The following is a 23,488-nucleotide window of genomic DNA, read 5'->3' as shown; positions in this document are numbered from 1 at the left end:
GGGCAGGTTGGAGCCTGCTCGTCCGGGGTGATCCATGAACAAGGATTATTTCAGTGGGGGATGAAAAGCATGCACGCAAGCTCGGCAATCACGTCCATTTCAAAGCGGCTGTCCCAGGTCGCGATTCCCTTTGATACGCTCCAGGATATGCCCATGGATGGCCTGATGCGACGCATCGGAAATGCCCGGGTGGTAATGATCGGCGAGGCGTCCCACGGAACGTCCGAGTTCTATGCAGCCCGGGCGCGAATCACCCGCCAACTGATCGAACGCCTGCACTTTGACTTTGTGGCTATTGAAGGCGACTGGCCGGACGCCTCGCGGGTGGATCATTATGTGCGTGACCGACGTACCCCTTCATCGGAGTGGACGGCGTTTGCCCGCTTCCCCACCTGGATGTGGCGTAATGACGAGGTACGATTGTTCGTTGACTGGCTTCGGCGCTGGAACCTGGACCGCCCGGAACCCGGCCGGGTAGGGTTCCACGGGCTGGACCTGTACAGCCTGTACCTGTCCCTGGACGAAGTGCTGGCCTACCTTCGTCGCCATGAGCCGGACCTGGCGAAGCAGGCCCTGGCCAGCTACCAGTGCTTGCTGCCGTACCGGGATGACCCGGTCAACTACGCAAGAACTGCATTGAACCCCCGTTTCCGCAGTTGTGAGGACGATATCCTTGCCACCCTGGCAAACCTTTACCAGCATCGTCGTGAGCTTGCCAGGCACGATGGTGAATCGCTCTTCGATGCCCTGCAGAATGCCAACCTCGTAGCCAGCGCCGAAGAATACTATCGCACCATGTTCTTCAGTGATGCCAATGCCTGGAACCTGCGGGATACCCATATGTTCTCCACCCTGGAACGGCTGCTGGAACATTACGGTGAGAACAGTCGCGGCATTGTCTGGGCCCACAACTCCCATGTCGGTGACAGTGACGCCACCGACATGGTGCGCAGGGGTGAATACAACATTGGCCGACTGGCCCGGGCACGTTATGGCGACGACCTGTTCAGCATTGGCTTCGGCACCCACCAGGGTACGGTGATGGCAGCATCCGACTGGGGCGGCGAGGCGGAGGTCAAATCGGTCAATCCCTCACTTGCCGACAGTTATGAGCTGGCCTTCCATGGCAGTGGCGTTGAACGGGCGCTGGTGCCACTCAGACATGGTGATGGGGAATTACTGCACCTGCTTCGCCCGAAGCGCCTGCAGCGGGCCATCGGGGTGATCTATCGGCCCGAAACGGAGCGGCACAGCCATTACTACCACGCAAGCCTGCCGCAGCAGTTTGACGAGTACATCTGGTTCAATGAAACACGGGCGGTGACGCCGCTGAACGCGAAGACCCTGCAGGGAGTGCCGGATACCTATCCGTTCGGCCTTTGATGCCGGCTATCAACAGGGGCAGGGAGCTTGCACGATGGCCGGTTACGTCCCTTCAGGGTTCCGACCCCGGAGGTCTGCCATAGACGCCTTCAGGGCTTGAATGACTTCGTCCTCGGACACCTGGTTAAAATCCAGGTACCAGAGGCCCACTGAACTGAAGCGCGGGGGTTCCAGCAGGCAGACACACTGGTCGGCGACCTCAGAGAAGCGTTCGATGGTGCCCGGTGGCCCGACCGGTACAGCAACGATAATCCAGTCGGCGCCGCGTTTTCTCAGCACCTGGACTGCAAGCTTCATGGTGGCACCGGTGGCAACACCGTCATCCACCAGTATCACCGTGCGGCCGGTTACATCGGCTTGCGGTCGTACATCCCGGAACAGTCGGGTGCGGACGGCCATAACGGCCTTTTCCTCGGCCTCGACCCGCTCAATTGCCTCCTGCGGGATGTGCAGCTGGTCGACCAGCAAGGTGTTCAGATAGCGGGTTCCATCTTCGGCGATGGCGCCCATGGCCAGTTCGGGCTGCCCCGGCAGGCCGAGCTTGCGGAGATTGATGATGTCGAGCTCCAGCCCCAGTTCCCTGGCGATTTCCCAGGCAACCGGAACCCCACCCCGGGGCAGTCCCAGCACCACGGCATCGGGTGGTATCGAAGATTCCCGGAGTTTCTGTGCCAGCGCCTGACCAGCCTCAACCCGGTCCCTGAATGATGATCCGGCCATGGTGTCTGTCCTTATGGTCTGCCCGTCACACCTTAGTTTATTTAAGTCCAGTCCAGCTCTCCTGACAATTGTCCATGACCAGTATCAACAGAACGTCTTGTATTGTCCGGGGCTGCTTGCAGGCTCCTTGTTCAGGCGCCGGTAAAGCGTGGAACGGCTCACCCCCAGGGTTTTGGCGGCAGCAGAGTAGTTGCCATTGCAGGCTTGCAGGGTTCGCTGCATGTGTTCCCATTCCAGGTCTTTGAGATTTCGTGGCTGTTGTTCGGGGGTGGCAAGCCTGGTGTCTGCGCGAGCTGGCACCAGGGCGTGCTGCTGGAATTTCCGGCGCCAGCGTATCGGGAGGTCTGCGGTGGTCAGATACTCAACGCCAGGCTGCGCCCCGACCAGCAGGGCTTCCAGGCAGTTTTCCAGCTCTCGCCAGTTGCCGGGCCAATGGTATCCCGCCAGCTGTTCCAACAGTTCCGGATCAAGTTCGGCGGAGCTGCCGTGGCGTGCACAGACGTCGTGCCAGAGGCGGTCGACGGCTTGCGGCAGATCAGCTTGCTGGTGAAGCGCCGGCAGTTCGACCACTACCGCGGCCAGCCGGAAATAGAGGTCCTCTCGAAAACGTCCCTGGTCGACAAGTTCTTCCAGGTCGTGGAGGCTTGCCGCTACGATGCGACAATCGATCGGCAGCTCTTCGTGGCCGCCGAGGGGTGTGACGGCTCGTTCCTGGATAACCCGCAGCAGCCGGGCTTGTAAATCCAGGGGCATATCGCCAATTTCATCCAGCAACAGGGTGCCACCCTGGGCCTGCAGGAAACGGCCGTTGTAACCGCCCTTGCGGGCGCCGGTGAACGCTCCGTCGCGATAACCGAACAGCTCACCCTCGATGACTCCCTCCGGTAGGGCAGCGCAATTGATGGCCACGAAGGGGCCAGCGGATTCGGTGTCGGTATGGAGGGCCTTTGCAAACTGTTCCTTGCCGGTGCCAGTATCGCCCTGCAACAGCACCGGCATTCCGGCTTCCAGGGCCCGTACCGCCCGCCGGGCTTCCGTGGCCAGTTCGCTCGGCCAGGACCGGATCAATGCGTCCGTTGCCGATAGTTTCCCGGGTTTGCGTATTGGAAGCGAGGTGACCGCACGCCAGTTCGACGGTGGCGACAACCGACCGATCATCTGACGCCCTGTCTTTTCCAGGCTCAGTACGCCGGGATATTTCCTGCAATGGTCCACCAGGGCGCCCCAGGACACCCCGAAAATCGACTCTACCGGGCACCCGACCAGCCCTGTCTCGGTCGTTACGAAGGTCTTGAGTGCGTGTGAGCTGGCGGCAATCAATGAGCCGTCTTCGTTAAAGGCAAGGAGGCCCGAGGGCTCCTGTTGTGACCAGGTGGACAGGGCCTGCACCTGCAGGATCCAGTGATCACGGTAGCTGTCCAGGAACAACTGGTGCTCGAAAGCCGCCGAGAACCAGTTGGCATGGTCAAGGAACTGGTCCGGTCGTGGGTGATTGGCCGCAAAGGTAAAGTCGATCAGCCCCAGCACGTCACCGTGCAGATCGAACAGTGGCGCAGCAACACACCCGACGGTCACCTCCGGGTATAACAGGTGCTCACACGAATTCACCAGCACCGGTTTGCGCTCAATCAGACAGAGTCCGGGGGCGTTTGTGCCGGCCAGGGACTCGGGCATCAGTGTGCCGGGATCCATGGTGACGTCCGCCATGAAATCCTGGTGTGGCCCTAACCGTTTAAGGATCGTCGCATCGGGGGAGGCCAGGATCACCTGGCAGTCGTTCAGATTGCTGGAAAGTCGCTCTGCCAGTGGTGACGAAAGCTTCAGAAAACGCTGGTTACGGCCAAGTTCATGCCTCAGCTCCCCGCTGGCCATCTGAGGCAACTCCGGCTCGGAACCTACCCGTAAACCGGATTCCAGACATCTGAGCCAGGACTGGCCAATACTGGCATCGAGTAAATCGGTGGACACGTGGCCCCGCTCTGCCTGGAGGTAGGCCTGCCTGATAACTTCCGGTGTACGGAGGACCGTCCGAAACATCCCGTGCACTCCTGTAGGGGTCTTGTTCTTGTTGTCTGATTCTGCAACACCTGTCCCACTCTGACACAGGCGATGTCTGCTTCATATTAGCAAAGTTTCTGCTAACCACATGACTACCAAGCCTTCCTTGATATATCCGTTGCTGGCATGACTCTTGATACAGATCAAGACGGGCTGTTTCGTGGCCTGAGCACCAACAATGACAACAACGATGAAAAGGTAATGCTATGACCCAGATTTCCGATTCGGTAAGGGCCTGGCTGGATAAAGAGCACAAGCTTTTTATTGGCGGCAAACCGGTTGACGCGGTAAGCGGCAACTCGCTGGACGTATTCAACCCGGCAACCACTGATCGAATTGCCCGCGTGGCGTCCGGTGGTGCTGACGATATTGACCGTGCGGTAAACGCTGCCAGGGAAGCCTTTGGCACCTGGCGCAAGGCACGCCCGGCTGTTCGCGAGAAGCTGCTACTGGACCTTGCGGATGCGATAGAAGCCCGCGCCGATGACTTCGCCGTTATTGAAACGCTGGATAACGGGAAGCCAGTGACCGTGGCCAAGGCCATGGATGTGGCCAGTGTGGTGTCCTTTATCCGCTATACCGCTGGCTGGGCTACCAAGATAGATGGCCGCTCCATGACCCCCACCTTGCCCCCGGTCCCGGATGAGGCACAGATTGTGGCATACACCCGCCGGGAGCCTGTCGGGGTGGTCGGTGCCATCGTTCCCTGGAACTTCCCTTTGCTGATGACCGCCTGGAAGGTGGCACCTGCCCTGGCGGCGGGCTGCACCGTGGTTCTCAAACCAGCAGAAGATACGCCCCTCACCGCACTGCTGCTGGCGGAAGTAGTCAACGAGGTTGGCTTTCCGCCCGGCACCCTGAACGTGGTTCCGGGGCTCGGCTATGAAGCAGGCGCCGCCCTGTCAGGACATCCCGGCATCAACAAGATTGCCTTTACTGGCTCCACTGCAGTTGGCAAGCAGGTGGGCCGGGCCGCCATGGAGAATATGACCCGTACCACCCTGGAGCTGGGTGGAAAGTCACCCGTTATGGTTTTGCCGGATGCCGATCTCGACATGGCGGCCGCGGGCGCCGCACAGGCCATCTTCTTCAACCAGGGCCAGGCCTGTACCGCAGGCTCGCGCATCTACGTACACGAGAGTATCCATGATGCCTTTGTGGGCAAGCTGGTGGACCAGGCGAAGGCGCTGACCCTCGGCTCGGGAATGGATGAGACCACCATGATTGGTCCGCTGGTATCGGCCAAGCAGCAGCAGCGTGTTCTCGGTTACATCGAACAAGCCCGTTCCGACGGGGGCAAGATCGAGATTGGTGGTGGCAAGGGACTGGACCAGGGGTATTTCGTAGAACCCACCGTCATTACGGGACTGGCCCAGGGCAGTCGTTGTGTGCAGGAAGAAATCTTCGGTCCGGTCGTGGTGGTCCAGAAATTCAGTGACAACCAGGAACTGGTCAGACTGGCGAACGACAACTGCTACGGCCTGGCCGCCAGTATCTTCTCCAACGACCTGTCACAGGTCAATCGGCTGATTCCCGAGATCGATGCCGGCTCGGTATGGGTTAACGGGCACCACCTGATTGATCCTTGCATGCCCTTTGGTGGCTTCAAGCAATCAGGCACTGGCCGTGAGCTGAGTGACAGCCTGGTCGACCATTACACCGAGCAGAAATCTGTGGTCATTCTATGCTGAGAGGACTGCCCAGCCGGATCAAGTGACAAATCAGCCGTTGTCAGCGACGGCGTACAACAACAAAACACAGGAAATTCCCATGATAAAGAACAATAGACGGATACTGTTAACCAGCCTGGTGGGGGCGCTTGCCGCCGGTCATGGCATGGTTGCTGCTGCCGATGAGGCAAAGTATGTCGACGAAACCCACAAGGCCATAGCCGAGAACCGCGAAACCGGTAAAAACTGGCCTGCCCATGGCTTTGACTACCAGGAACAGCGATTCAGCCCCCTGGACGAGATTACGACAAAGAACGTTAAGGATCTGAAGCTCGAGTGGAGCTACAACCTGGGCTCGAGCCGTGGCGTTGAGTCTACCCCCATCGTGATTGACGGTGTGATGTACGTAACCGCGCCCTGGAGTATCGTCCACGCCGTGGATGCCCGTACCGGCGAGAAGTTGTGGACCTATGACCCGGAAGTACCCAGGTCCTATGGGGAAAAGGGCTGCTGCGATGTGGGCAACCGGGGTGTAGCAGTGAGCAACGGTCTGGTGTACTTCGGTGCCTTCGACGGACGGTTGATAGCCCTGGATGCAAAAACCGGGGAGCGCGTGTGGGAAACGGACACCATTGAAAACCGGGACAAGCCATACACCATCACAGGTGCCCCCCGGGTCTTCAAGGACAAAGTGATCATTGGTAACGGCGGCGCCGAATACGGTGTGCGAGGTTATATCACTGCTTACGATGCTGACACCGGCGAGGAAGCCTGGCGTTGGTATACCGTGCCCGGCAATCCGGATGAACCCTTCGAGAACGACGCCATGAAAATGGCTGCTGAAACCTGGGACCCCAGTGGCAAGTACTGGGAAGCTGGAGGTGGTGGCACCGTCTGGGACAGCATGGTGTTCGACCCCGAGCTTGATCTGATGTACATCGGTACCGGCAACGGTTCCCCCTGGTCCCACCTGCACCGTAGCCCGGGTGGTGGTGACAACCTGTTCCTCGCCTCCATCGTGGCGCTGGATCCGGATACCGGCGAGTACGTATGGCATTACCAGGAAACTCCTGGCGATAACTGGGACTACACCTCCACCCAGGACATCATCCTGGCGGATCTGCCCATCAACGACGAAACCCGCAAGGTACTTCTCCACGCCCCCAAGAACGGTTTCTTCTATGTGGTGGACCGTGAAACCGGCGAGTTCATTTCGGCGGAGAACTTCGTGGATGTGAACTGGGCAACCGGTTACGACGAATCCGGGCGACCCATGGTCACTGCGGAAGCCCGGTCCGAAGATGAAGCGTTCGACGCGATACCAGGACCCTATGGGGCGCATAACTGGCATTCCATGTCGTTCAGTCCGGACACACAGCTGGCCTACATACCGGCCCAGAACATTCCGGCGTCCATGCAAAAAATGCCGGAATGGGACTACAACGAAGAAGAGCCGGGTGTTTTCATGAGTGGCACGGGCTGGAACACTGGCATGTTCCTGAACCCCACTGAACCGGGTAGCAAGCCCTTTGGTCGCCTGGTGGCCTGGGACCCAGTGGAACAGCAGGAGGCCTGGCGTTATGAACACATTTCGCCCTGGAACGGTGGCACCCTGACCACAGCAGGTAACCTGGTCTTCCAGGGTACGGCAGACGCCCGCCTTATGGCCTTCAATGCCAGTAATGGCGACAAACTGTGGGACACCATGGTAGGTACGGGTATCGTCGCAGCACCGGTAACCTATGAAGTGGACGGCCGGCAGTTTGTGTCCATCGCCGCCGGCTGGGGCGGGGTCTATGGCCTGGTCCAGAGGGGCAGCGACCGGACCATTCCCGGCACCGTTTATACCTACTCGCTGGATGGCAAGGCGGAGCCCCCCGAATACAGCCAGCATCAGCAGACTAACCTGGTGTCAGGTGTCGATTACAACCCGGAACTGGCCGAGGAGGGCCTGGGCCTGTATATCGCTAACTGCGTAGCCTGTCATGGTGTGCCGGGGGTTGATCGGGGTGGCGCGATTCCCAACCTGGGCTATTCCAATGCCAAGGTGATCAGTGACCTGGAGTCCTTTGTGCTGAACGGTGTGTTGGCTAACCGGGGCATGCCTGATTTTTCCGAGCGGCTGAGTGAGGAGGACGTTGACAAAATCCGGGCGTTTATCATGGGTACCGCGGACACCATCCGCGCCAGCCAGTAGTCCGGTTAGCAAACCGTGGCTTTCCCCGGGGCCTGCTCCCGGGGAAAGCCTCATTTCCCAGCCAGATTTACATGACCTGGATGACTCCATGACAATAAAAAGCCGTCTGATAATAAAAAACGACCTGCGTGCATTTTTCCTGATCGGGGCCGGAGTGGTCTTTCCGGGGCTGGCCATTGCCCAGCAAGCCGTGCCGGAAGGCCAGGCGACAACAGCCACCACAGGTCAGAACCGACCGGCCATCCTGGTAACAGCTCCACGCATGTCCCGTTCACTCCAGGATACTCCTGCCGCCGTCTCGGCGGTTACCCGGGACCAGATCCAGCAGGGCCAGCAGGGACTCCAGCTGGATGAGAGCCTTGTTATCGTTCCCGGCCTGTTTCTCCAGAATCACAACAACTTCGCCCAGGGCCAGCGGATCGCCAGTCGTGGCTTTGGCGCGCGCGCACCCTTCGGCATACGTGGCATTCACGTCCGTGTGGATGGTATTCCCTATACCTTGCCCGATGGGCAGGCCCAGGTTGACGCCATTGACCTGGACAGTGCCGAGCGCATTGAAGTTATCCGGGGGCCGGCCTCGGTCCTTTATGGCAACGCCGCTGGCGGTGTCATCGACGTCACCACAGCGGATGGCAGTCAGCGCCGTGACCGAGCGGACATTGGCCTGCAAGGCGGCAGCGACGGATACCGCAAGCTGTCGGCGAGTCTTGGCGGCGAGAATGGCCGCTGGCGGCATAATCTGAGTTTTTCGGCACTGGATTTCGAGGGTCAGCGGGAGCAGAGCGAGGTTGAGAAGCGCCTGTTTAACGGACAGGTTGGCTATCAGATCGACGAGGACCGCACACTGTCGGCCCTGGTCAACGTACTGGACATGCCACTGGCGGAAGACCCCGGTGGCCTGACCCTGGAAGAAGTCGAGGAGGACCGGGACCAGGCTGCGCCCATGTCGGACCTGCTGGACGCCGGCCAGGAGGTGGAGCAGCAGCTGGTGGGGCTCCATTACCAGGACCGGAACCTCGGCGGTGGCGACCTCAACCTGAGGGCTTTTGCCAGCTGGCGGGATTTTGAGCAGCAACTGCCGTTCCCGGGCAGCAGTCGGATTCGTTACGACCGCTTCTATTACGGTGGCGGTGCGGACTACCGGCGGGGGCTGCAGCTTTGGGACCTTCCCACCACGGTTATGGTGGGCACCGAAGTGGGCCGGCAGGAAGATGACCGTTCGCGGTTTGCCGTGAACACCGACCGGGAAATCACCGCCCGTACCGGCGATGAGCAGCAGGACGCCACCGCGACCGGCGTGTTCGCGCTGGCTGACATGGACCTGAATGATCGTCTCACCGTTAGCGCTGGGGTACGCCACGACTGGGTCCGTCTGTCTATCGATGATCGTTTCCTGGCCGACGGAGTCGACAACAGCGGCAGCCGCACCTTCCGGGAATGGAACGGCAGTCTCGGGGCGCTTTATCGCCTGAGCTCAGCCCATTCGCTTTATGCCAACGTTGCCACCGCCTTTGAAACCCCCACGTTTACCGAGTTTGCGCGACCTGACGGGCAGGGGGGGTTCAATAGTGACGTGGAGCCGCAGAGGGCGATCAGCCGGGAGCTGGGATTGCGGGGTTACCTTTCGATGGGTATCGAGTATGACCTCAGCGTGTTCCGCATCGACGTAGACGATGAGCTGCTTCCGTTCGAAGCGATTGACGGCCGGACCTACTATCAGAACGCCGGGCAGACGTCCCGCCAGGGTGCCGAACTGGCCCTGGACTGGTACATGACCCCGGCGTGGCGCTGGCACAGTGCGCTCACCATGGCCAGCTACCGGTTCGAGGACTTCGAGACCGAAACCAGCGATTTCAGTGGCCTGAGAATGCCGGGCCTGCCACGCCACCAGTGGAACAACCGACTGACCTGGTCAGGCCTGGGTGACACCTTTGCCAGCATTGAAGGACTGTACTCCGGCGATTTCTACGCCGATAACGCCAACACCGTGGAAGTCGACAGTAGCTGGGTCATGAACCTGCGGGCTGGTACAGGCTGGCAGCTGGGGGGTGACCGCACACTGAAGGTCCATGCCGGCATCCGTAACCTTCTTGAAGAAGAGTACTACGCCAACGTGCGTATCAACGCCAATGGTGGCCGGTACTATGAACCGGCACCCGGGCTGACTTTTCATGGTGGTGTTGAACTGGCCTTCTGACCGGTTCGTAACCACACTGTGTTGAACGAATTGCGGGCTGGCACCCGCCAGGACATAACGCCGGCGTCTCAAGCGCCGGAGAGGGCCTCCGCGCTGCGACGGGCCACACAATAACAGGATGAGGGAGAGCACCATGATCAACCTGACAATAAACGGGCAGGAGCACGAACTCGACGTGCCCGGCGATATGCCCCTGCTTTGGGCACTCAGGGATGTCGTCAAGCTTACCGGCACCAAGTTCGGGTGCGGCATTGCCCAGTGCGGCGCCTGCACGGTGCACCTTGATGGCGAGGCCACCCGCTCCTGCGTGACCCCGGTTGCAAGCGCAGAAGGCAAGGCTGTGACCACCATAGAGGCCATGGCCGATGACGACGTTGGTCAGCGGGTACAGCAAGCCTGGCTGGAACTGGGCGTGGCCCAGTGTGGCTATTGCCAGGGGGGGCAGATCATGACGGCAACGGCGCTCCTCAAAGAGAACAGCAACCCGGACGGTGCCGAGATCCGTGATGCCATGAACGGCAACCTCTGCCGATGCGGTACCTACAACCGTATCGAAGCAGCGGTTGCGCGGGCGGCAGGCATGGAGGACAAGTCATGAGCAGGATAGGCAATTCGGTCATGCTGGCCAACGTGAGCCGGCGCCACTTTCTGCGCGGGCTTGCCGCCGGTAGTGCCTTTGTCATGGCTGCCCGCTGGGGCCTGGCCACCGCCGCTGACTCAGCCGAGGTAAAGTATGGTGCCGCCGCCATGCCGGGCGGTTGGGTTGATAACCCCAATGTGTTCATTCGTATCGATGCGGACGGCACAGTCACCATCACCAATCACCGGGCCGAGATGGGGCAGGGCATTCGTACCAGCCTGGCGCTGGTGGCCGCCGATGAGCTTGGCGCCGACTGGGATCGGGTCAAGGTAGAGCAGGCTGATGCAAACCAGGACAAGTACGGCAACCAGAACACCGACGGCTCCCGCAGTATGCGCCACTGGTATGAGCCCATGCGTCGTGCTGCCGCCGGTGCCCGCCTCATGCTGGAACAGGCTGCTGCCGATCAGTGGGGCGTGCCGGTTGACGAGGTGGAAACCCGTGTACATGAAGTGGTCCACAAGAACAGCGACCGCAGCCTGGGCTTTGGCGAACTGGCGGCGGCTGCCCGTGAACTGGAGGTTCCTGATCGCGACCAGTTGACACTGAAACCCGATAGCCAGTTGCGCTATATCGGCCGGGAAACCGGTCTGGTCAATGGTGACCTGACTAACCGCGATACTCGTCCGCCCGCCATCGATGGAGAGGACGTGGTGACCGGCAAGGCCCGCTTCGGTGCCGACGTGCAGATGGACAACATGCTGTATGCGGTGATTGCACGGCCGCCCGTGCTGGGGGCAACCATCAAGAGCGTGGACGACAGCGCCACCCTGGGCGTTCGTGGTGTGGTAAAAACGATCACCCTGGAAGGCACCGGTATGCCGGCAGCGTTCAGCCCCCTGGGTGGTGTGGCGGTTGTCGCCGAGAATACCTGGGCCGCAATCAAGGGTCGTGATGCCCTCGAAATCGAGTGGAACATGGAGCCCGCTGGGGACAACGCCCGGTATACCTCCAACGACTACCGACAGATGCTGGAGGAGCGGGCCGAATCCGCTGGCAAGGTGGTCCGCGAGTCCGGAGATATTGAAAAAGCCCTGAAGGAAGCGAACAAAACCGTCACAGCTACCTACTATATGCCCCATATGGCCCAAGCTCCGATGGAGCCACCGGTGGCCATTGTTCAGTTCAATGGCGACACCGCAGAAGCCTGGGCGCCGGTACAGCATCCCCGAGCCACCCGGCAGGGTGTCGCGGGCGCCCTGGGGCTCGACCTGGAAAAAGTCACTGTTCACCAGACCCTGCTTGGCGGTGGCTTCGGGCGCAAGTCAAAGCCCGACTTCGTGATTGAAGCGGCCAGGCTGGCCAGCCAGTTCAAGGGCCGCCCGGTGCGGGTGCAGTGGACCCGGGAAGATGACATCCACCATGCCTATTTCCATGCCGTGTCTGTAGACCGTCTGGAAGCGGCACTGGACAGTGACGGCAAGGCCACCGGCTGGCTGCACCGGACGCTGTCACCCAGCATCGGCTCACTGTTCGCTGAAGACCCGAAGCACAAGGCGGACTTCGAATTGGGCATGGGCTTCAACACCATGCCGTTTGATATCCCGGCCATTCGCCTGGAAAACCCTGAGGCTGCCGCACATACCCGCATCGGCTGGTTCCGGGCGGTCTATAACCTGCCCCATGCCTGGGCGATCCAGAGCTTCGCTGCAGAAATGGCCGAGGCAGCGGGCAGGGACCACCGGGACTACCTGCTGGAGCTGCTGGGAGAGCCACGTAAAATCAACCCGTCTGAGTTCAAGGACGGCTGGAACTACGGGGAAAACCCGGAGGTCTATCCCATCGATATCGGCCGCATGAGAGCGGTGGTGGAGCGGGCAACCCGCGAGGCGAACTGGGATAACAAGGACCGGGGTGAACGGCGCGGGCTGGGCCTGGCCATGCACCACAGCTTTGTGTCCTACACCGCCATCGTGATGGATGTGGAGGTGGACGACGCCGGTGAGGTGATCATCCACCGGGCCGACATTGCCTTCGATTGCGGCAGGGCGGTCAACCCGGAGCGGGTGCGCTCGCAGATGGAAGGTGCCTGTGTCATGGGCATTGGTATTGCCCTTCAAAGCGAAGTGTCGTTCCGGGACGGCAAGGCCGAACAGGATAACTTTGACCGTTATCTGATCCCCCGCATGGAAAACGCGCCCCGGGAAGTGCATGTGCACCTGGTGGACGGTGGCGAGGATGCCCCCATGGGGGGTGTGGGTGAGCCTGGCTTGCCGCCGGTAGCGCCGGCCCTCTGCAACGCCATCTATGCGGCCACCGGCAAACGTATCCGCCGGTTACCGGTAGCGGATCAGTTGGGCTGACCATCATGCAGAACCTGGATTATCGGGTGGTTGGCCAGGCCGTGGCCTGGCTAAAGGAAGGCCGCACGGTGTGGTTGTGCACCGTGCTGTCTACCTTTGGTTCATCGCCGAGGGAGCCCGGTTCGCTGATGGTGGCCAATGCCAATGGCGAACACCTGGGCTCACTCTCCGGTGGCTGTGTGGAGGAAGATTTCCTGGAGCGGCTGGTGGCCGGCGAGTACCAGCAGCCGGCCGTAGTGGTACGTTATGGCGGACCGGAGGATGGGGGCAACAAACCCGGGGCTGCCCGGGTACAGCTGCCCTGCGGCGGAATTCTGGAAGTGCTGGTTGAGCGCATGGCCGCCAGCGAGGAGAACCTGGCACATCTCGAACAGATAAAAACTGCGCTGGGCGGTGAGCACGACCGGATCCGGCAGGTACGGCTTGCCGATGGGCACCGTTCCCTGTCAGAGGCGGACCCGAGCGGACCCCAGGTGCAGTGGTATCCGGGGGAGGAGGTTGTCCAAATCCGCGTGGGGCCCGTGGCTAAACTGATACTGGCTGGCTACTCCAGCGTGGCCGAGGCCTGCGCCGGCTTTGCGCTCACCCTCGGCTACCAGGTCGTGCTTTGTGACCCCCGCAGCGAGGTTACCGATGGCATGAACCTGCCGGATGCCGTGGAGTTCATACCCCAGCTGCCGTCGCTCTACATTGCTTCGCCGGGGGCCTGCTCCCCGTCAACGGCAGTAGTCGCCGTCACCCACGATCCCCGTATTGACGACCTCGCGATGATGGCGGCGGTGAAAACCTCCGCCGGCTATATCGGCGTTATGGGTTCCCGCCGTACCTCACAGGCACGGGCGGAGCGGCTGGCTCGCACCGGTGGCCTTGCGCCCGATGAGATCAGCCGCATTCATATGCCCATCGGCCTGGATATCGGCAGCAAAACCCCGGCGGAGATCGCCCTGGCGATCATGGCGGACGTCTTGCGGGTTCGCCGGGGGCGGATCCTGTCAGAGGTATGACCTTTTGTGTCGGGTTTTACGTGCGGCCACACCCCGAACGGTTCAACGAGGACTCGCCCGGTGGCTGATATCGCCGCGCTGATTCTGGCCGGCGGCGCCAGCTCTCGCTTTGGCGGGTGCAAGCTGCTGGCGGAAATCGATGGCCGAAACCTCCTGCAGCGCAGTATTGAGCTGGCATCCGGCGTGTTACCGGGCCACGTCCATGTGGTCACCGGCGCCTGGCATCCGCAACTGATGGCGGCGAAGGCCGAGGGGCGGCTCTGTGGGGCGGAGTTCATCCACGCCGCTGACTGGTCCGAGGGCATGGCGGCATCCTTGCGGGCCGGAATCAACAACCTGACCGCTGACTACAGTGCGGTCCTGGTACTGCTGGCGGACCAGGTGGCGCTGACGAGGGCTGACCTTGATGCCCTGCTGAAGGCTTTCGACGGTCACAATATCGCCTGCGGCGTTTACGGCCGCCGCCGGGGTGTGCCTGCAATTTTCCCCCGCAGCAGCTTTCCGAGGTTGAGGCAGCTGGGTGGCGACCAGGGTGCCAAGGCGGTGCTGTACGAATCCACTATTCCGGTTCGGGAGTGTTCCATGCCCAACGCACAACGGGATATTGATACGCCGGAGCAGCTTGGAGCCTGGCAGGGTAGCGGGGCTGTGTGAGGGTCAGCCGTAGTAACGGCCGGTCCAGCCCGTGGGTTTGCACGCAAATTGCCAGAAATGGCGTGGTTGTTAATACTGTGCCACAAGCCGCAAACAGACATGTCCTCCAACCTGTGTCGTAAGGAGCCCTCCGATGTCCATTTATCTCCGCCAGATCTGCCTGGTGGCCGAACAGCTTGAACCGGTTGTCGAGCGGATTGAAAACCTGTTCGGCGTACCGGTATGCCATCGGGATCCGGAGGTAGCCACCTTCGGGCTGGAAAACGCCCTGTTTGCCTTTGGCAGCCAGTTCCTGGAAGTGGTGGCACCCATCCGCGAAGGCACGGCCGCCGGGCGTTTCCTGGAGCGACGGGGTGGACCCGGGGGTTACATGGTGATCTGCCAGGCCACCTCACTCGAAGAGCAAGCTGGCGTGCGGGCCAGGGCTGCCGAAAACAACGTCCGGGTAGCCTGGGAGTCGGATCATGAAAGCGGGAACCTTATGCAACTGCACCCCCGGGACATGGGCGCAGCCTTCCTGGAAGTAGACTGGGACGAACAGGCCGACCCCCGGGGTAACTGGCAGCCAGCGGGAGGTATGGACTGGGTCAAACACACCATGACCGACCGGGTGTCCGGAATTACCGGCGTCACCCTTTCCGACACGCGACCGACCCAACTTGCACGTCACTGGTCAAACGTTCTGGGTATGCCCGTGAAAGACCGTGATGGCACACCGGTGATCGAGACACCAAACGCGGTATTGAAGTTTGCAGAATGCGATCACCAGGAGTCCGCCGGGCTGACGGCGATCGACCTGGCAGTCGGTGACCCGGCGACGATTCTGACACGTTCCATGGAGCAGGGGGCCGATCGCACCGGCCAAAGCCTCAACCTGTGCGGTGTGGAGATTCTGTTGCGGTAGTCCGTGACCTTGCTTGCGGCCAAGCCGTTTTTTCTGCCGCTAGGGTTGACCTGGTGGAATACCCGGGGGCTTGGGGCCATCGGGTACCCCACCAGGCAGGGGCTCAGTAAGATTTGTAGGGAAGAAACTTGCCGGACAGCACCACGTTAACGCGATCGCCGTTGGGGTTTTGCTCGCGCTGGATGTCCATGTTGAAGTCGATAGCGCTCATGATGCCGTCGCCAAACTCCTCATGGATGAGTTCCTTGATAGTGCTGCCGTAGACATTGACCACTTCGTACCAGCGGTAGATCAGCGGGTCGGTGGGCACGGCTGTCGGCAGGGAACCCTTGTAGGGGACCACCTGCAGCCAGGCAATGGCCTCATCGGTCAGGCCGAAGATGTCGCCGACAATTTCGGCCTGCTTCTTGTCGAAGGTCATCTGGCCCAGGCACGCAGCGGTGGTCCATTCCTTGGAGAGGCCGATGGCATCGGCCACCTGGCTCCATTGAATGCCCTTGCTGACCTTGGCAGAGAGGATCATGTTGGTCACTTCTTCGCGGGTATGGATCATGATGTTCACCTTTGGTTGACGTCATTGTCGGGACTGGGCCGGTCGCCCGGCCCGGAAAGATCAGGCGGCCTTGCTTTGCATGGGCTGGCCAAGGCTCAGTGTGGCGACGATGGTGTCGCCAACCCGTTGCTCCATCACCATGCTGTTGCCTTCCCGCTGGGTGATTGCCCAGCGGCCATTGGGTTTTGGCAGGCCGTGCAACACCAGCGGCAGCGACCGGGTTTTCAGGCGTACCACCGGTCGTCTGTGTTCATAGGCTGGTGCCTCAACACCCAACACCGCCGCCGCAATGGTGCGGGCCTGGTGCTGGATGGGTTCGATAAAGCGGCACGGTTCACCGTTCAGACTGATACAGTCGCCAAGGGCATGGATCCAGGGATCGCTGGAACGCAGCTCGCGGTCCACCTCGATGCCACCGTTGAATGCCAGCCCGGCCTGGCGGGCCAGCCGGTTGTCGGTTTTCAGGCCGGTGGCGGCGATCACCTGGTCCACGGCCAGGGTTTCACCGTTTGCCAGCAGAACGTTCTTGCCGTCACCGTCGGCGCGGACTGCCTTGACCTGGCTGTCGGGCCGGTAGTGAATGCCCAGTTCCGCCAGGCTTTCCTGGAGTGCCTGTCCGGCTTCCGGGGGAATCAGGCCACACAGGGGATGGCTCTGGCGGTCCAGCAGGGTGACCGTGTGGCCGGCGCGAGCCAGGTCTTCGGCCAGTTCGCAGCCCACCATCCCTGCGCCGACAATGGCCACCCGCCGGGGGCCGGTGGCCAGTTGTTGCTGTAATCCGCTCCAGCCGGCCAGGTCATTGATGCGCCAGCACAGTGATGGGGGCAACTCGTCAGGCAGGGCGGGTTTCGCGCCCTGGGCCAGCACCAGGCGGGTGTAGGCCACGGTGCCCCGGGTGGTGCGCACTTCCCGTCGCTCCGGGCTGATGCCCACCACGAAGGTGTCCGCCAACAGGCGAATCCCGAGTCGGTTTGCCGCATCGGCAGCGCTCTCCCGCACCAGGTCCCCAGGCTGCTGACCCCGGCTCAGGGCCACGGACAGCTCCGGTTTGTGGTAACGGTCAGCATGGCAGGCGCTGACCAGGGTGATGGGGGTCTCGGCGTCCAGGTGGCGGATCGCTTCCACGACTGACCACCCGGCAATGCCGGCACCCACCACGACAATGCCCGGCACCTTGCTGAAGCTGGTGATGCCCACCGGCGCGGCTGCGGTAATCTCCTGCTTTTCCAGCAGCTCGAAGTCGGACTTGGTGACACCGCACAGGGGGCATTCCCAGTCATCCGGAATGTCCTCAAATCGCGTGCCCGGGGGCAAGCCGCTGTCCGGGTCGCCTTCCGCCTCGTCGTAGATCAGGCCACAGGCGAGGCAGATATACTGGCGCCAGGGGCGTTCTTCCAGGTCGGTTTTACGGGTACTCATGCCGGAACCTCCTCTCGCATCAGTTTGTCCATCTCCCAGCGCAGGTGCTTGATGGCCGGTGTCACGATGGCTACGAAGTGGGCTTCACGGATCCGGCGCTGGGGGGCGGAATTCATCAGGTACCCGCGGGCGCCCTGGTGAAGCAGGGCGGACTGGGAGGCCTTCAGGGACAGCTCGGAACCGTGGGCTCTCAGTTCCAGCACATCGAGCAGGTAGTCCTTGCTGCCGTCATAGGGGGTTTCTGCAAGCCGGGCCGCGCGTTTGGCTACCTCGTCAAATTCGGCCTGCAATTCGTCGGGGCGGTTGTGCAGGTACTGATTCACGTGCCCCAGCTGGTTCTCCACCGCACGGATGGAATCGATGGAGCCCTGGATGACACCGGCGGCGATGCCCACCTGCAGCAGGATGAACGCACCGCGGATCTTCTGGATAAACGGCCGGGCCGGGTCCGCAATGATCTGGTCCTCGCTGACGAAGTAGTCGTCCAGGGGCACCGACCAGGTGCTGGTGCCTTCCATACCCGAGAACTCCGGGCAGGGTCGCAGGGGCACCCGGTCATCAATGTCCAGCAGGAACATCACTTCGTGGGAGCGGCTACCGTCATCGCGGTCTACGCCGGCAATGGCGCCACAGTACTGTCCCTGGCCAATGTGGCTGACCCAGGGCAGGGTACCGCTGACCCGGTACCCGCCCGGTACCTTCTTCGCTTTCAGGGCCATTTTCTCGATGCCGGTCAGGGCCTTCATGGGATTGGACAGGGCGGTGCCCCCGAAGGTCTGGCCGGCAGCATGGCCCTGCAATCGCTCCAGCAGGGCCGGGTTGCCGGACTGCTCCATGTAGAGTCCGCAGACATCGTGGCACCAGGTCATGAACCCGGTGGAGCCACAGTGACGGCTGATCTCCTGCATGCTCGACAGCGCCAGTCCGAAGCGACTACCGTGTTGGTCCAGGTGAGTGGCGAAGGCGCCGGCCTGGCCCAGGTCTGCCATGATGTCGGTCGGGTAATAACCTTCATGGTCGATGCGGTAGGCGTTGGGCGCCAGCTGCTCGCTGGCAACCCGGGCGACCTCAGCCTGCACCATGGCGTCATCGGCCCAGGGGCTTAACGGTGGGTTGGATACGGCGACGTTATTCATGGCAGTTCTCTCCTCTTGGTCCTCGCCTCTGTGTGGGCCGGTTCAGTCCATCAGGCTGATGCTGAACGGGATCGGGTTGCGCATGGTGTTGGCCACCGGGGAGAAGTAGTTGGCGTGCTGAACGATCTCGTCCAGCTGTTCCCGGGTGGCATCGCCTTCCACCAGCACCTTGACGCGGATTTCCTGGAAGCCCATCTGATCGGGCTTCATTTCCGCACCACCGGCACCCCAGGCCGCCGGGTTGCCGATATCCCCTTCCAGGAAGATCTCCAGTTTGCTGAGTTTGACCTGCTTCCAGGTGGCCACGGCGGTGATGCCGACGGCGAGGCAGCCACCCAGGCCGGACAGCACGATCTCGCCGGGTGCCGGCGCGGTGTCCTCACCGAACAGGTGCAGGGGCTCGTCCACCACCACTTCATGCTGATTGACGTGGCTGACGGTCCGGTACTGGCCCTCGGTAACCGTGTGGACCTTGTTGGTGCCGCGGGTGCCGGGGTTGTTGCGCCCCTTCTCGGCGAAGGCCAGCAGACCCTCCCGGTCGATCGGACGCAGGTAGGTGGAAACGGTTTCGGGTTTGGTAGGCGTTGCAGTGGTCATTGGCAATTCTCCAGTGGCTTTGATGACACCGCGCGGTCCGGAACGGGCCTCGCGGTAACCTGTTATGTCCAGAGCAGGAGCTGTGCCAGTTTCGTAAGTTTTATTTTTGTGTATTTAAAACAGATGGTTATGATTTTAAGGATGGCGGTTCGGAGGATTTCGGCGGGAAGTGTCGGACATTGTCCTGATGACAATGTCCGACAATGTCGGTTGGTGGTCAGGGCGCATTGGTCAGTTCAAGCTTGTCCAGCCGGTAGCGGAATTGGCGGGCGCTCATGCCCAGTAATGCCGCAGCCCGCGTCTTGTTGCCGCCGGTCTGTTGAAGGGCGTTCAGCAATTGTTCCTCTTCATCCTCCCGGACCCAACGATACGGACGGGAAGAGGCGGCAACAGGGGCTACAAGGCCCGGTTCCGTGATGCGGGTCGTGGCAGCAGGTTCCGCGGCGCGCGGGTAATTTGATACAGCCGCCTGGCCCGCCTCCAGGTGCTTGTTGATCACCGATTCCTGGCGCAGGATGCTCTCGATGTCGCTGACGCTGATGTTGCCGTCCAGTGCAATCAGTACCGCCCGCTTGATCACGTTTTCCAGCTGGCGGATATTGCCGGGCCAGTTGTAGCTCTCCATCCGCTCCAACACACCCCGCCCAAACAGGGTGTAGCGGCCGTACTCGCGATTGGCGCTGAGCAGGAAGTGCCGGGCCAGAATGCGAACATCGCCGTCCCGTTCCCGCAGCGGCGGCAGGTGGACCGGGAACACATTCAAGCGATAGAAGAGATCCAGGCGGAAGGTGCCCTGGTTGACGGCCTCCTGCAGGTTCTTGTGGGTTGCGGTGACAATGCGCACATCCACCGGTACATCCCGGGTACCACCGACCCGCTGGATAACCTGGCCTTCCAGCACCCGCAGCAGCTTGGACTGCAGTTCCATGTTCAGGTCACCGATCTCGTCCAGGAACAGGGTGCCACCGTTGGCCAGTTCGATCTTGCCTGGCTTGGTGGCGGTCGCGCCGGTGAAGGCACCTTTTTCATGACCGAACAGCTCGGACTCCAGCAGCTGCTCGGGAATGGCGGCGCAGTTGATGGCCAGGAAGGGCTGGTCACAGCGTTTGCTGTTGAGGTGGAGAATCTGGGAGAACCGCTCCTTGCCGGTGCCGGACTCACCGGTCAACAGCACCGTGACCGGGGTATCGGCTACCCGGGTAATCTGCAGCAGGGCATCCTTGACGGCGGCGCTTTCCCCCAGGATGCCGTGGTTGTTCTGTTGCTGCTCCAGGGCCACCTTCAGTTCCTGGTTTTCTTCCCGCAGGTGGCTGGTACGCTCTTCGATCAGGGTGTTGATCTTGATGATCTGGGCGATAAAAGTGGCCAGGATGCGTAGGATCACCAGGTCGGCATTGATGGCCCTGGGCCGCATGCGCAGCCGGTGTGCCGCCAGCACACCAACCGTGAGATTGCCCTCCATGATGGGCACCGCCAGGTAGGAGACAATGCCTTCAGGCAGGGTCGCCCGGTCCACGGTCCGGAACAGGAAGCCGGGCTCCTGGTCTACGTCCTGCACCACCGCCTGCTGCCCGGTTTTCATGACCTTCCCGGTAACCCCTTCCTCGAAACTGTAGAGGCCCCGTTTGCGCTCCTGGTCGGTCAGTCCGTAGCTGTACCGAATGGCCAGCAGGCCGTCCTCATCCGATGGTAGCAGCACCCGGCCCCGGTTGAGTCCCAGCATCTGGGACATCAGGCGCAAGGTACCGGTGATGGCCACCCCGGGGGTAGCGGACTGACCGATCAGCCGGGCGGCTTCCTGCACCACGGTGAGGTCGGCAGCGCCGGTGTCAATGGGCGCGTTGGTGGTCACGGACGAAATCGGCTGCGTGTCCATGGTGTTCATTCTCCTGGCTGGGCAACGACAAAAGCCCGCTCAGGGAGCAGGCTTGTTGCAGGAACGGGAATCCGGGCAATGGCTATTCGACATGCCAGTTGAAGCGCTTTATGAGCAGGCCGCAGATGGTATCCAGCCCGTAGCCTATGAGGCCGATGACAAGGACAATCGCTGCCAGTGTGTCGTAGGCCAGGGTGTCCCGGGCATCATTGATGGCGTACCCCAGACCGCTGGTCACCCCCAGGTATTCCGCGGGCACCAGCACCACCCAGGCCACGCCCACGGCAAGCCGGATGCCGGCCATGACATCGGTCATGATCGCTGGAAGGATGATCCGTCGCAGCATCTGCGGGCCGGAGGCGCCGAGGTTCTTCGCCACCTTGAACCAGTTCGGGTCGATGCGGCGAACGCCGTGTGCGGTGGAGAACATGATCGGCCATACGGTGGCCATCACCAGCAAGAAGATGATCGCAGCGTCCCAGGTGGCAAAGGCCAGCACCGCAATCGGCATCCAGGCCAGGGGGCTGATCATGCGCAGGAACTGGAACGGCACGTTGGCGATCTTCATCGCGGTGCCCACGTAGCCGATCAGCACCCCTACAGGGACGCCGATAACCACGCCCCAGAACAGGCCGATCAGGACCCGGTACAGGCTTGAGACAATGGTGGGCCAGATGTCGCCACTGGCCACCAGGTCGTAGAGGGCGCTGAAGGTAGGCGCCGGGGCGAAGTTGGCGAAGGCCCACATGTCCGGGTCATTGGCGACTACGTAGCCCCCCAGCCACCACAGGGCGAGGAGCGTTGTAATGCCAATGGCCGGATAGCGAAGCGCAGCCAGCCAGCTGATGACAGGGGCGAGGTTGACCTGCGCCCCGTTGGCACCGCTGAGTGCCTGTGTTGTCTGAGTACTCATAGCTTGATGGCCTCCTCCCGTTCGAATGGGTTATCGGCGTTAAACCCGGGGCCCTGCTGCCAGCCGGTGTGCTTTTCCATCGCGGCTTTCACAAAGCGGTAATCCACCAGGTCGTCGGCAACAAAGTCCGCGTCCAGGTCTTGCAGGAAGGTGGTATCACCACCCACCAGTGTGTTTTTCAGTTCATTAACGATCAGCCGGGTGGCGGAGGGGTAAGGCCAGGGCTGGAAGTCGATCCGTCCGCTGCCCCATTGCGGGTTCTGGATGGCGTCCGGTGTGGCGTAGCTGTCCTCGTCGTAAAGGGTCATTGCCCGTTCGACAATGTCAGCTTTCATGGGCAGGTAGCCCTTGCCATCCTTCGACAGCATGCGGGCTACTTCCGCCTTGTTCTGCTGCGAATAGATCTGCGCCCGGACGATGGCGTTCATCACTTTCTGACTCCACTCCGGGTTGGCGTTCACCTGGTTCTCATTCATGCAGACCACGCAGCAGGGGTGGTTTTTCCACATGTCGCCGGTGAAGCGCAGCATCTTGCCACCGGCCAGCATCTCGCCAACGGCGTTGAAGGGCTCAGCCACGATAAACGCGTCGATCTTGCGCGCGGCCAGGGCCGGGGGCATGTCCGGTGGGGGCATGATCTGCAGGTTGACTTCGTTGGGTGCCAGCGTGTCCCCCTGGGATTTAATCACTGGCGTCAGGCCAGCGTGGCGCAGGCCCATCTGCAGCACAATGTTGTGCATGGAGTACCAGTAAGGCACGGCGATCTGCTTGCCACCCAGTTCGGCAAAGCTCTCCACATTCGTGTGTCGACCCACCACCAGCCCGGAGCCGTTCAGGTGGGCCCAGGCCATGATCTTGACCGGGAAACCGTTGTTGTAGCGCATCCAGACGGGGATCGGCTTGAGCAGGTGCACCAGGTTGAACTTGGCGGCGGCAAAGCCTTCCACCAGCGGTGACCAGCCCCGGATCAGGGTCGGCGGCTCGGTTTTCAGGCCTTCATCCTCGAAATAGCCCATGGCATGGGCGACCAGCAGAACCGTGGCGTCGGTAATCGGCAGGTAACCGATACGCACCACTTCGTCCTCAGGCGCCTGCATGCTGCCCCAGGCGGAGGCGCTGGCGGTCAGGCCGAACCCGGCCGCCAGGCCGCCGGCGGCCATACTGTCCAGCAGGAAGTCACGCCGGCTCATCTCGTGTTTTTGCAGATAGGCCAGCTCATCGGCGGGGATATTGCTTTGCTTGCTTCTTGGCTTCTTCATGGTCA

Annotated in this window: 18 protein-coding genes; 9 read left to right on the top strand and 9 right to left on the bottom strand. The window is 61.5% G+C overall.

Annotation, left to right across the window (positions count from 1 at the left end; translation table 11 throughout):
- The first annotated feature begins 69 nt into the window (after nt 1–69).
- A complete protein-coding gene (locus BM036_RS02650; RefSeq protein WP_245742417.1) occupies nt 70–1,383 on the top strand; it encodes an erythromycin esterase family protein in 1,314 nt (437 codons plus the stop codon).
- Nucleotides 1,384–1,425: 42 nt separating this feature from the next.
- On the opposite strand, the gene BM036_RS02645 is transcribed toward BM036_RS02650, so the two are convergent.
- Nucleotides 1,426–2,103 carry a phosphoribosyltransferase gene (locus BM036_RS02645; protein ID WP_091848646.1) on the bottom strand — a complete coding sequence of 226 codons (678 nt, stop codon included), beginning with the start codon at nt 2,101–2,103 and terminating at the stop codon, nt 1,426–1,428.
- Nucleotides 2,104–2,187: 84 nt separating this feature from the next.
- Nucleotides 2,188–4,140, bottom strand: coding sequence for a sigma-54-dependent Fis family transcriptional regulator (locus BM036_RS02640; RefSeq protein ID WP_091848645.1), 1,953 nt, complete (start codon nt 4,138–4,140; stop codon nt 2,188–2,190).
- Between the two features lie 227 nt (nt 4,141–4,367).
- Here BM036_RS02640 and BM036_RS02635 point away from each other — a divergent pair, with 227 nt between their 5' ends.
- The 8 genes from BM036_RS02635 (at nt 4,368) to BM036_RS02600 (ending at nt 15,730) form a co-directional block, all read left to right on the top strand.
- Nucleotides 4,368–5,852, top strand: a complete 1,485-nt coding sequence (locus BM036_RS02635; RefSeq protein ID WP_091848644.1) for an aldehyde dehydrogenase family protein — start codon at nt 4,368–4,370, stop codon at nt 5,850–5,852.
- Between the two features lie 79 nt (nt 5,853–5,931).
- Nucleotides 5,932–8,028: a PQQ-dependent dehydrogenase, methanol/ethanol family gene (locus BM036_RS02630; RefSeq protein WP_091848643.1), complete on the top strand. Its 2,097-nt coding sequence runs from the start codon at nt 5,932–5,934 to the stop codon at nt 8,026–8,028.
- An 88-nt stretch (nt 8,029–8,116) separates the two neighbouring features.
- Nucleotides 8,117–10,225 (top strand): TonB-dependent receptor family protein, encoded by a 2,109-nt coding sequence (locus BM036_RS02625; protein WP_091848642.1) that lies wholly within the window; start codon nt 8,117–8,119, stop codon nt 10,223–10,225.
- Nucleotides 10,226–10,358: 133 nt separating this feature from the next.
- Nucleotides 10,359–10,823, top strand: a complete 465-nt coding sequence (locus BM036_RS02620; protein WP_091848641.1) for a (2Fe-2S)-binding protein — start codon at nt 10,359–10,361, stop codon at nt 10,821–10,823.
- On the top strand, nt 10,820–13,168 hold the full coding sequence (locus tag BM036_RS02615; protein WP_091848640.1) for a xanthine dehydrogenase family protein molybdopterin-binding subunit: 2,349 nt from the start codon (nt 10,820–10,822) through the stop codon (nt 13,166–13,168). Before BM036_RS02620 ends, BM036_RS02615 begins: the two co-directional genes overlap by 4 nt.
- 5 nt (nt 13,169–13,173) lie before the next feature.
- Nucleotides 13,174–14,172 (top strand): XdhC family protein, encoded by a 999-nt coding sequence (locus BM036_RS02610; RefSeq protein ID WP_091848639.1) that lies wholly within the window; start codon nt 13,174–13,176, stop codon nt 14,170–14,172.
- Nucleotides 14,173–14,232: 60 nt separating this feature from the next.
- Nucleotides 14,233–14,826 carry a nucleotidyltransferase family protein gene (locus tag BM036_RS02605; RefSeq protein ID WP_177185969.1) on the top strand — a complete coding sequence of 198 codons (594 nt, stop codon included), beginning with the start codon at nt 14,233–14,235 and terminating at the stop codon, nt 14,824–14,826.
- A 133-nt stretch (nt 14,827–14,959) separates the two neighbouring features.
- Nucleotides 14,960–15,730 carry a VOC family protein gene (locus tag BM036_RS02600; protein WP_091848637.1) on the top strand — a complete coding sequence of 257 codons (771 nt, stop codon included), beginning with the start codon at nt 14,960–14,962 and terminating at the stop codon, nt 15,728–15,730.
- A 103-nt stretch (nt 15,731–15,833) separates the two neighbouring features.
- Here BM036_RS02600 and cynS read toward each other — a convergent pair whose 3' ends face one another.
- From cynS to BM036_RS02565, 7 genes are all read right to left on the bottom strand, one after another.
- Nucleotides 15,834–16,283 carry a cyanase gene (gene cynS, locus BM036_RS02595; RefSeq protein WP_091848636.1) on the bottom strand — a complete coding sequence of 150 codons (450 nt, stop codon included), beginning with the start codon at nt 16,281–16,283 and terminating at the stop codon, nt 15,834–15,836.
- Nucleotides 16,284–16,343: 60 nt separating this feature from the next.
- Nucleotides 16,344–17,702 carry an FAD-dependent oxidoreductase gene (locus BM036_RS02590; protein ID WP_091848635.1) on the bottom strand — a complete coding sequence of 453 codons (1,359 nt, stop codon included), beginning with the start codon at nt 17,700–17,702 and terminating at the stop codon, nt 16,344–16,346.
- Nucleotides 17,699–18,838 carry an acyl-CoA dehydrogenase family protein gene (locus BM036_RS02585; RefSeq protein ID WP_091848634.1) on the bottom strand — a complete coding sequence of 380 codons (1,140 nt, stop codon included), beginning with the start codon at nt 18,836–18,838 and terminating at the stop codon, nt 17,699–17,701. The genes BM036_RS02590 and BM036_RS02585 overlap by 4 nt, the downstream gene beginning before the upstream one ends.
- Before the next feature lie 42 nt (nt 18,839–18,880).
- Nucleotides 18,881–19,435 (bottom strand): OsmC family protein, encoded by a 555-nt coding sequence (locus tag BM036_RS02580; RefSeq protein ID WP_091848633.1) that lies wholly within the window; start codon nt 19,433–19,435, stop codon nt 18,881–18,883.
- A gap of 217 nt (nt 19,436–19,652) precedes the next feature.
- Nucleotides 19,653–21,311 (bottom strand): sigma 54-interacting transcriptional regulator, encoded by a 1,659-nt coding sequence (locus BM036_RS02575; RefSeq protein WP_091848704.1) that lies wholly within the window; start codon nt 21,309–21,311, stop codon nt 19,653–19,655.
- An 82-nt stretch (nt 21,312–21,393) separates the two neighbouring features.
- The gene (locus tag BM036_RS02570) at nt 21,394–22,224 is read right to left on the bottom strand and encodes an ABC transporter permease (protein WP_091848632.1); all 831 of its coding nucleotides are present in this window, start codon (nt 22,222–22,224) and stop codon (nt 21,394–21,396) included.
- A complete protein-coding gene (locus BM036_RS02565; protein WP_218144751.1) occupies nt 22,221–23,483 on the bottom strand; it encodes an ABC transporter substrate-binding protein in 1,263 nt (420 codons plus the stop codon). Before BM036_RS02565 ends, BM036_RS02570 begins: the two co-directional genes overlap by 4 nt.
- Nucleotides 23,484–23,488 lie beyond the last annotated feature (5 nt).

Origin of the sequence: Marinobacter segnicrescens (genome assembly GCF_900111555.1) — a bacterium.
In the GTDB taxonomy this organism is placed as follows: Bacteria; Pseudomonadota; Gammaproteobacteria; order Pseudomonadales; family Oleiphilaceae; genus Marinobacter; species Marinobacter segnicrescens.
The sequence above is the reverse complement of the archived record's forward strand: the minus strand, read 5'-3'. Positions and strand labels throughout refer to the sequence as shown.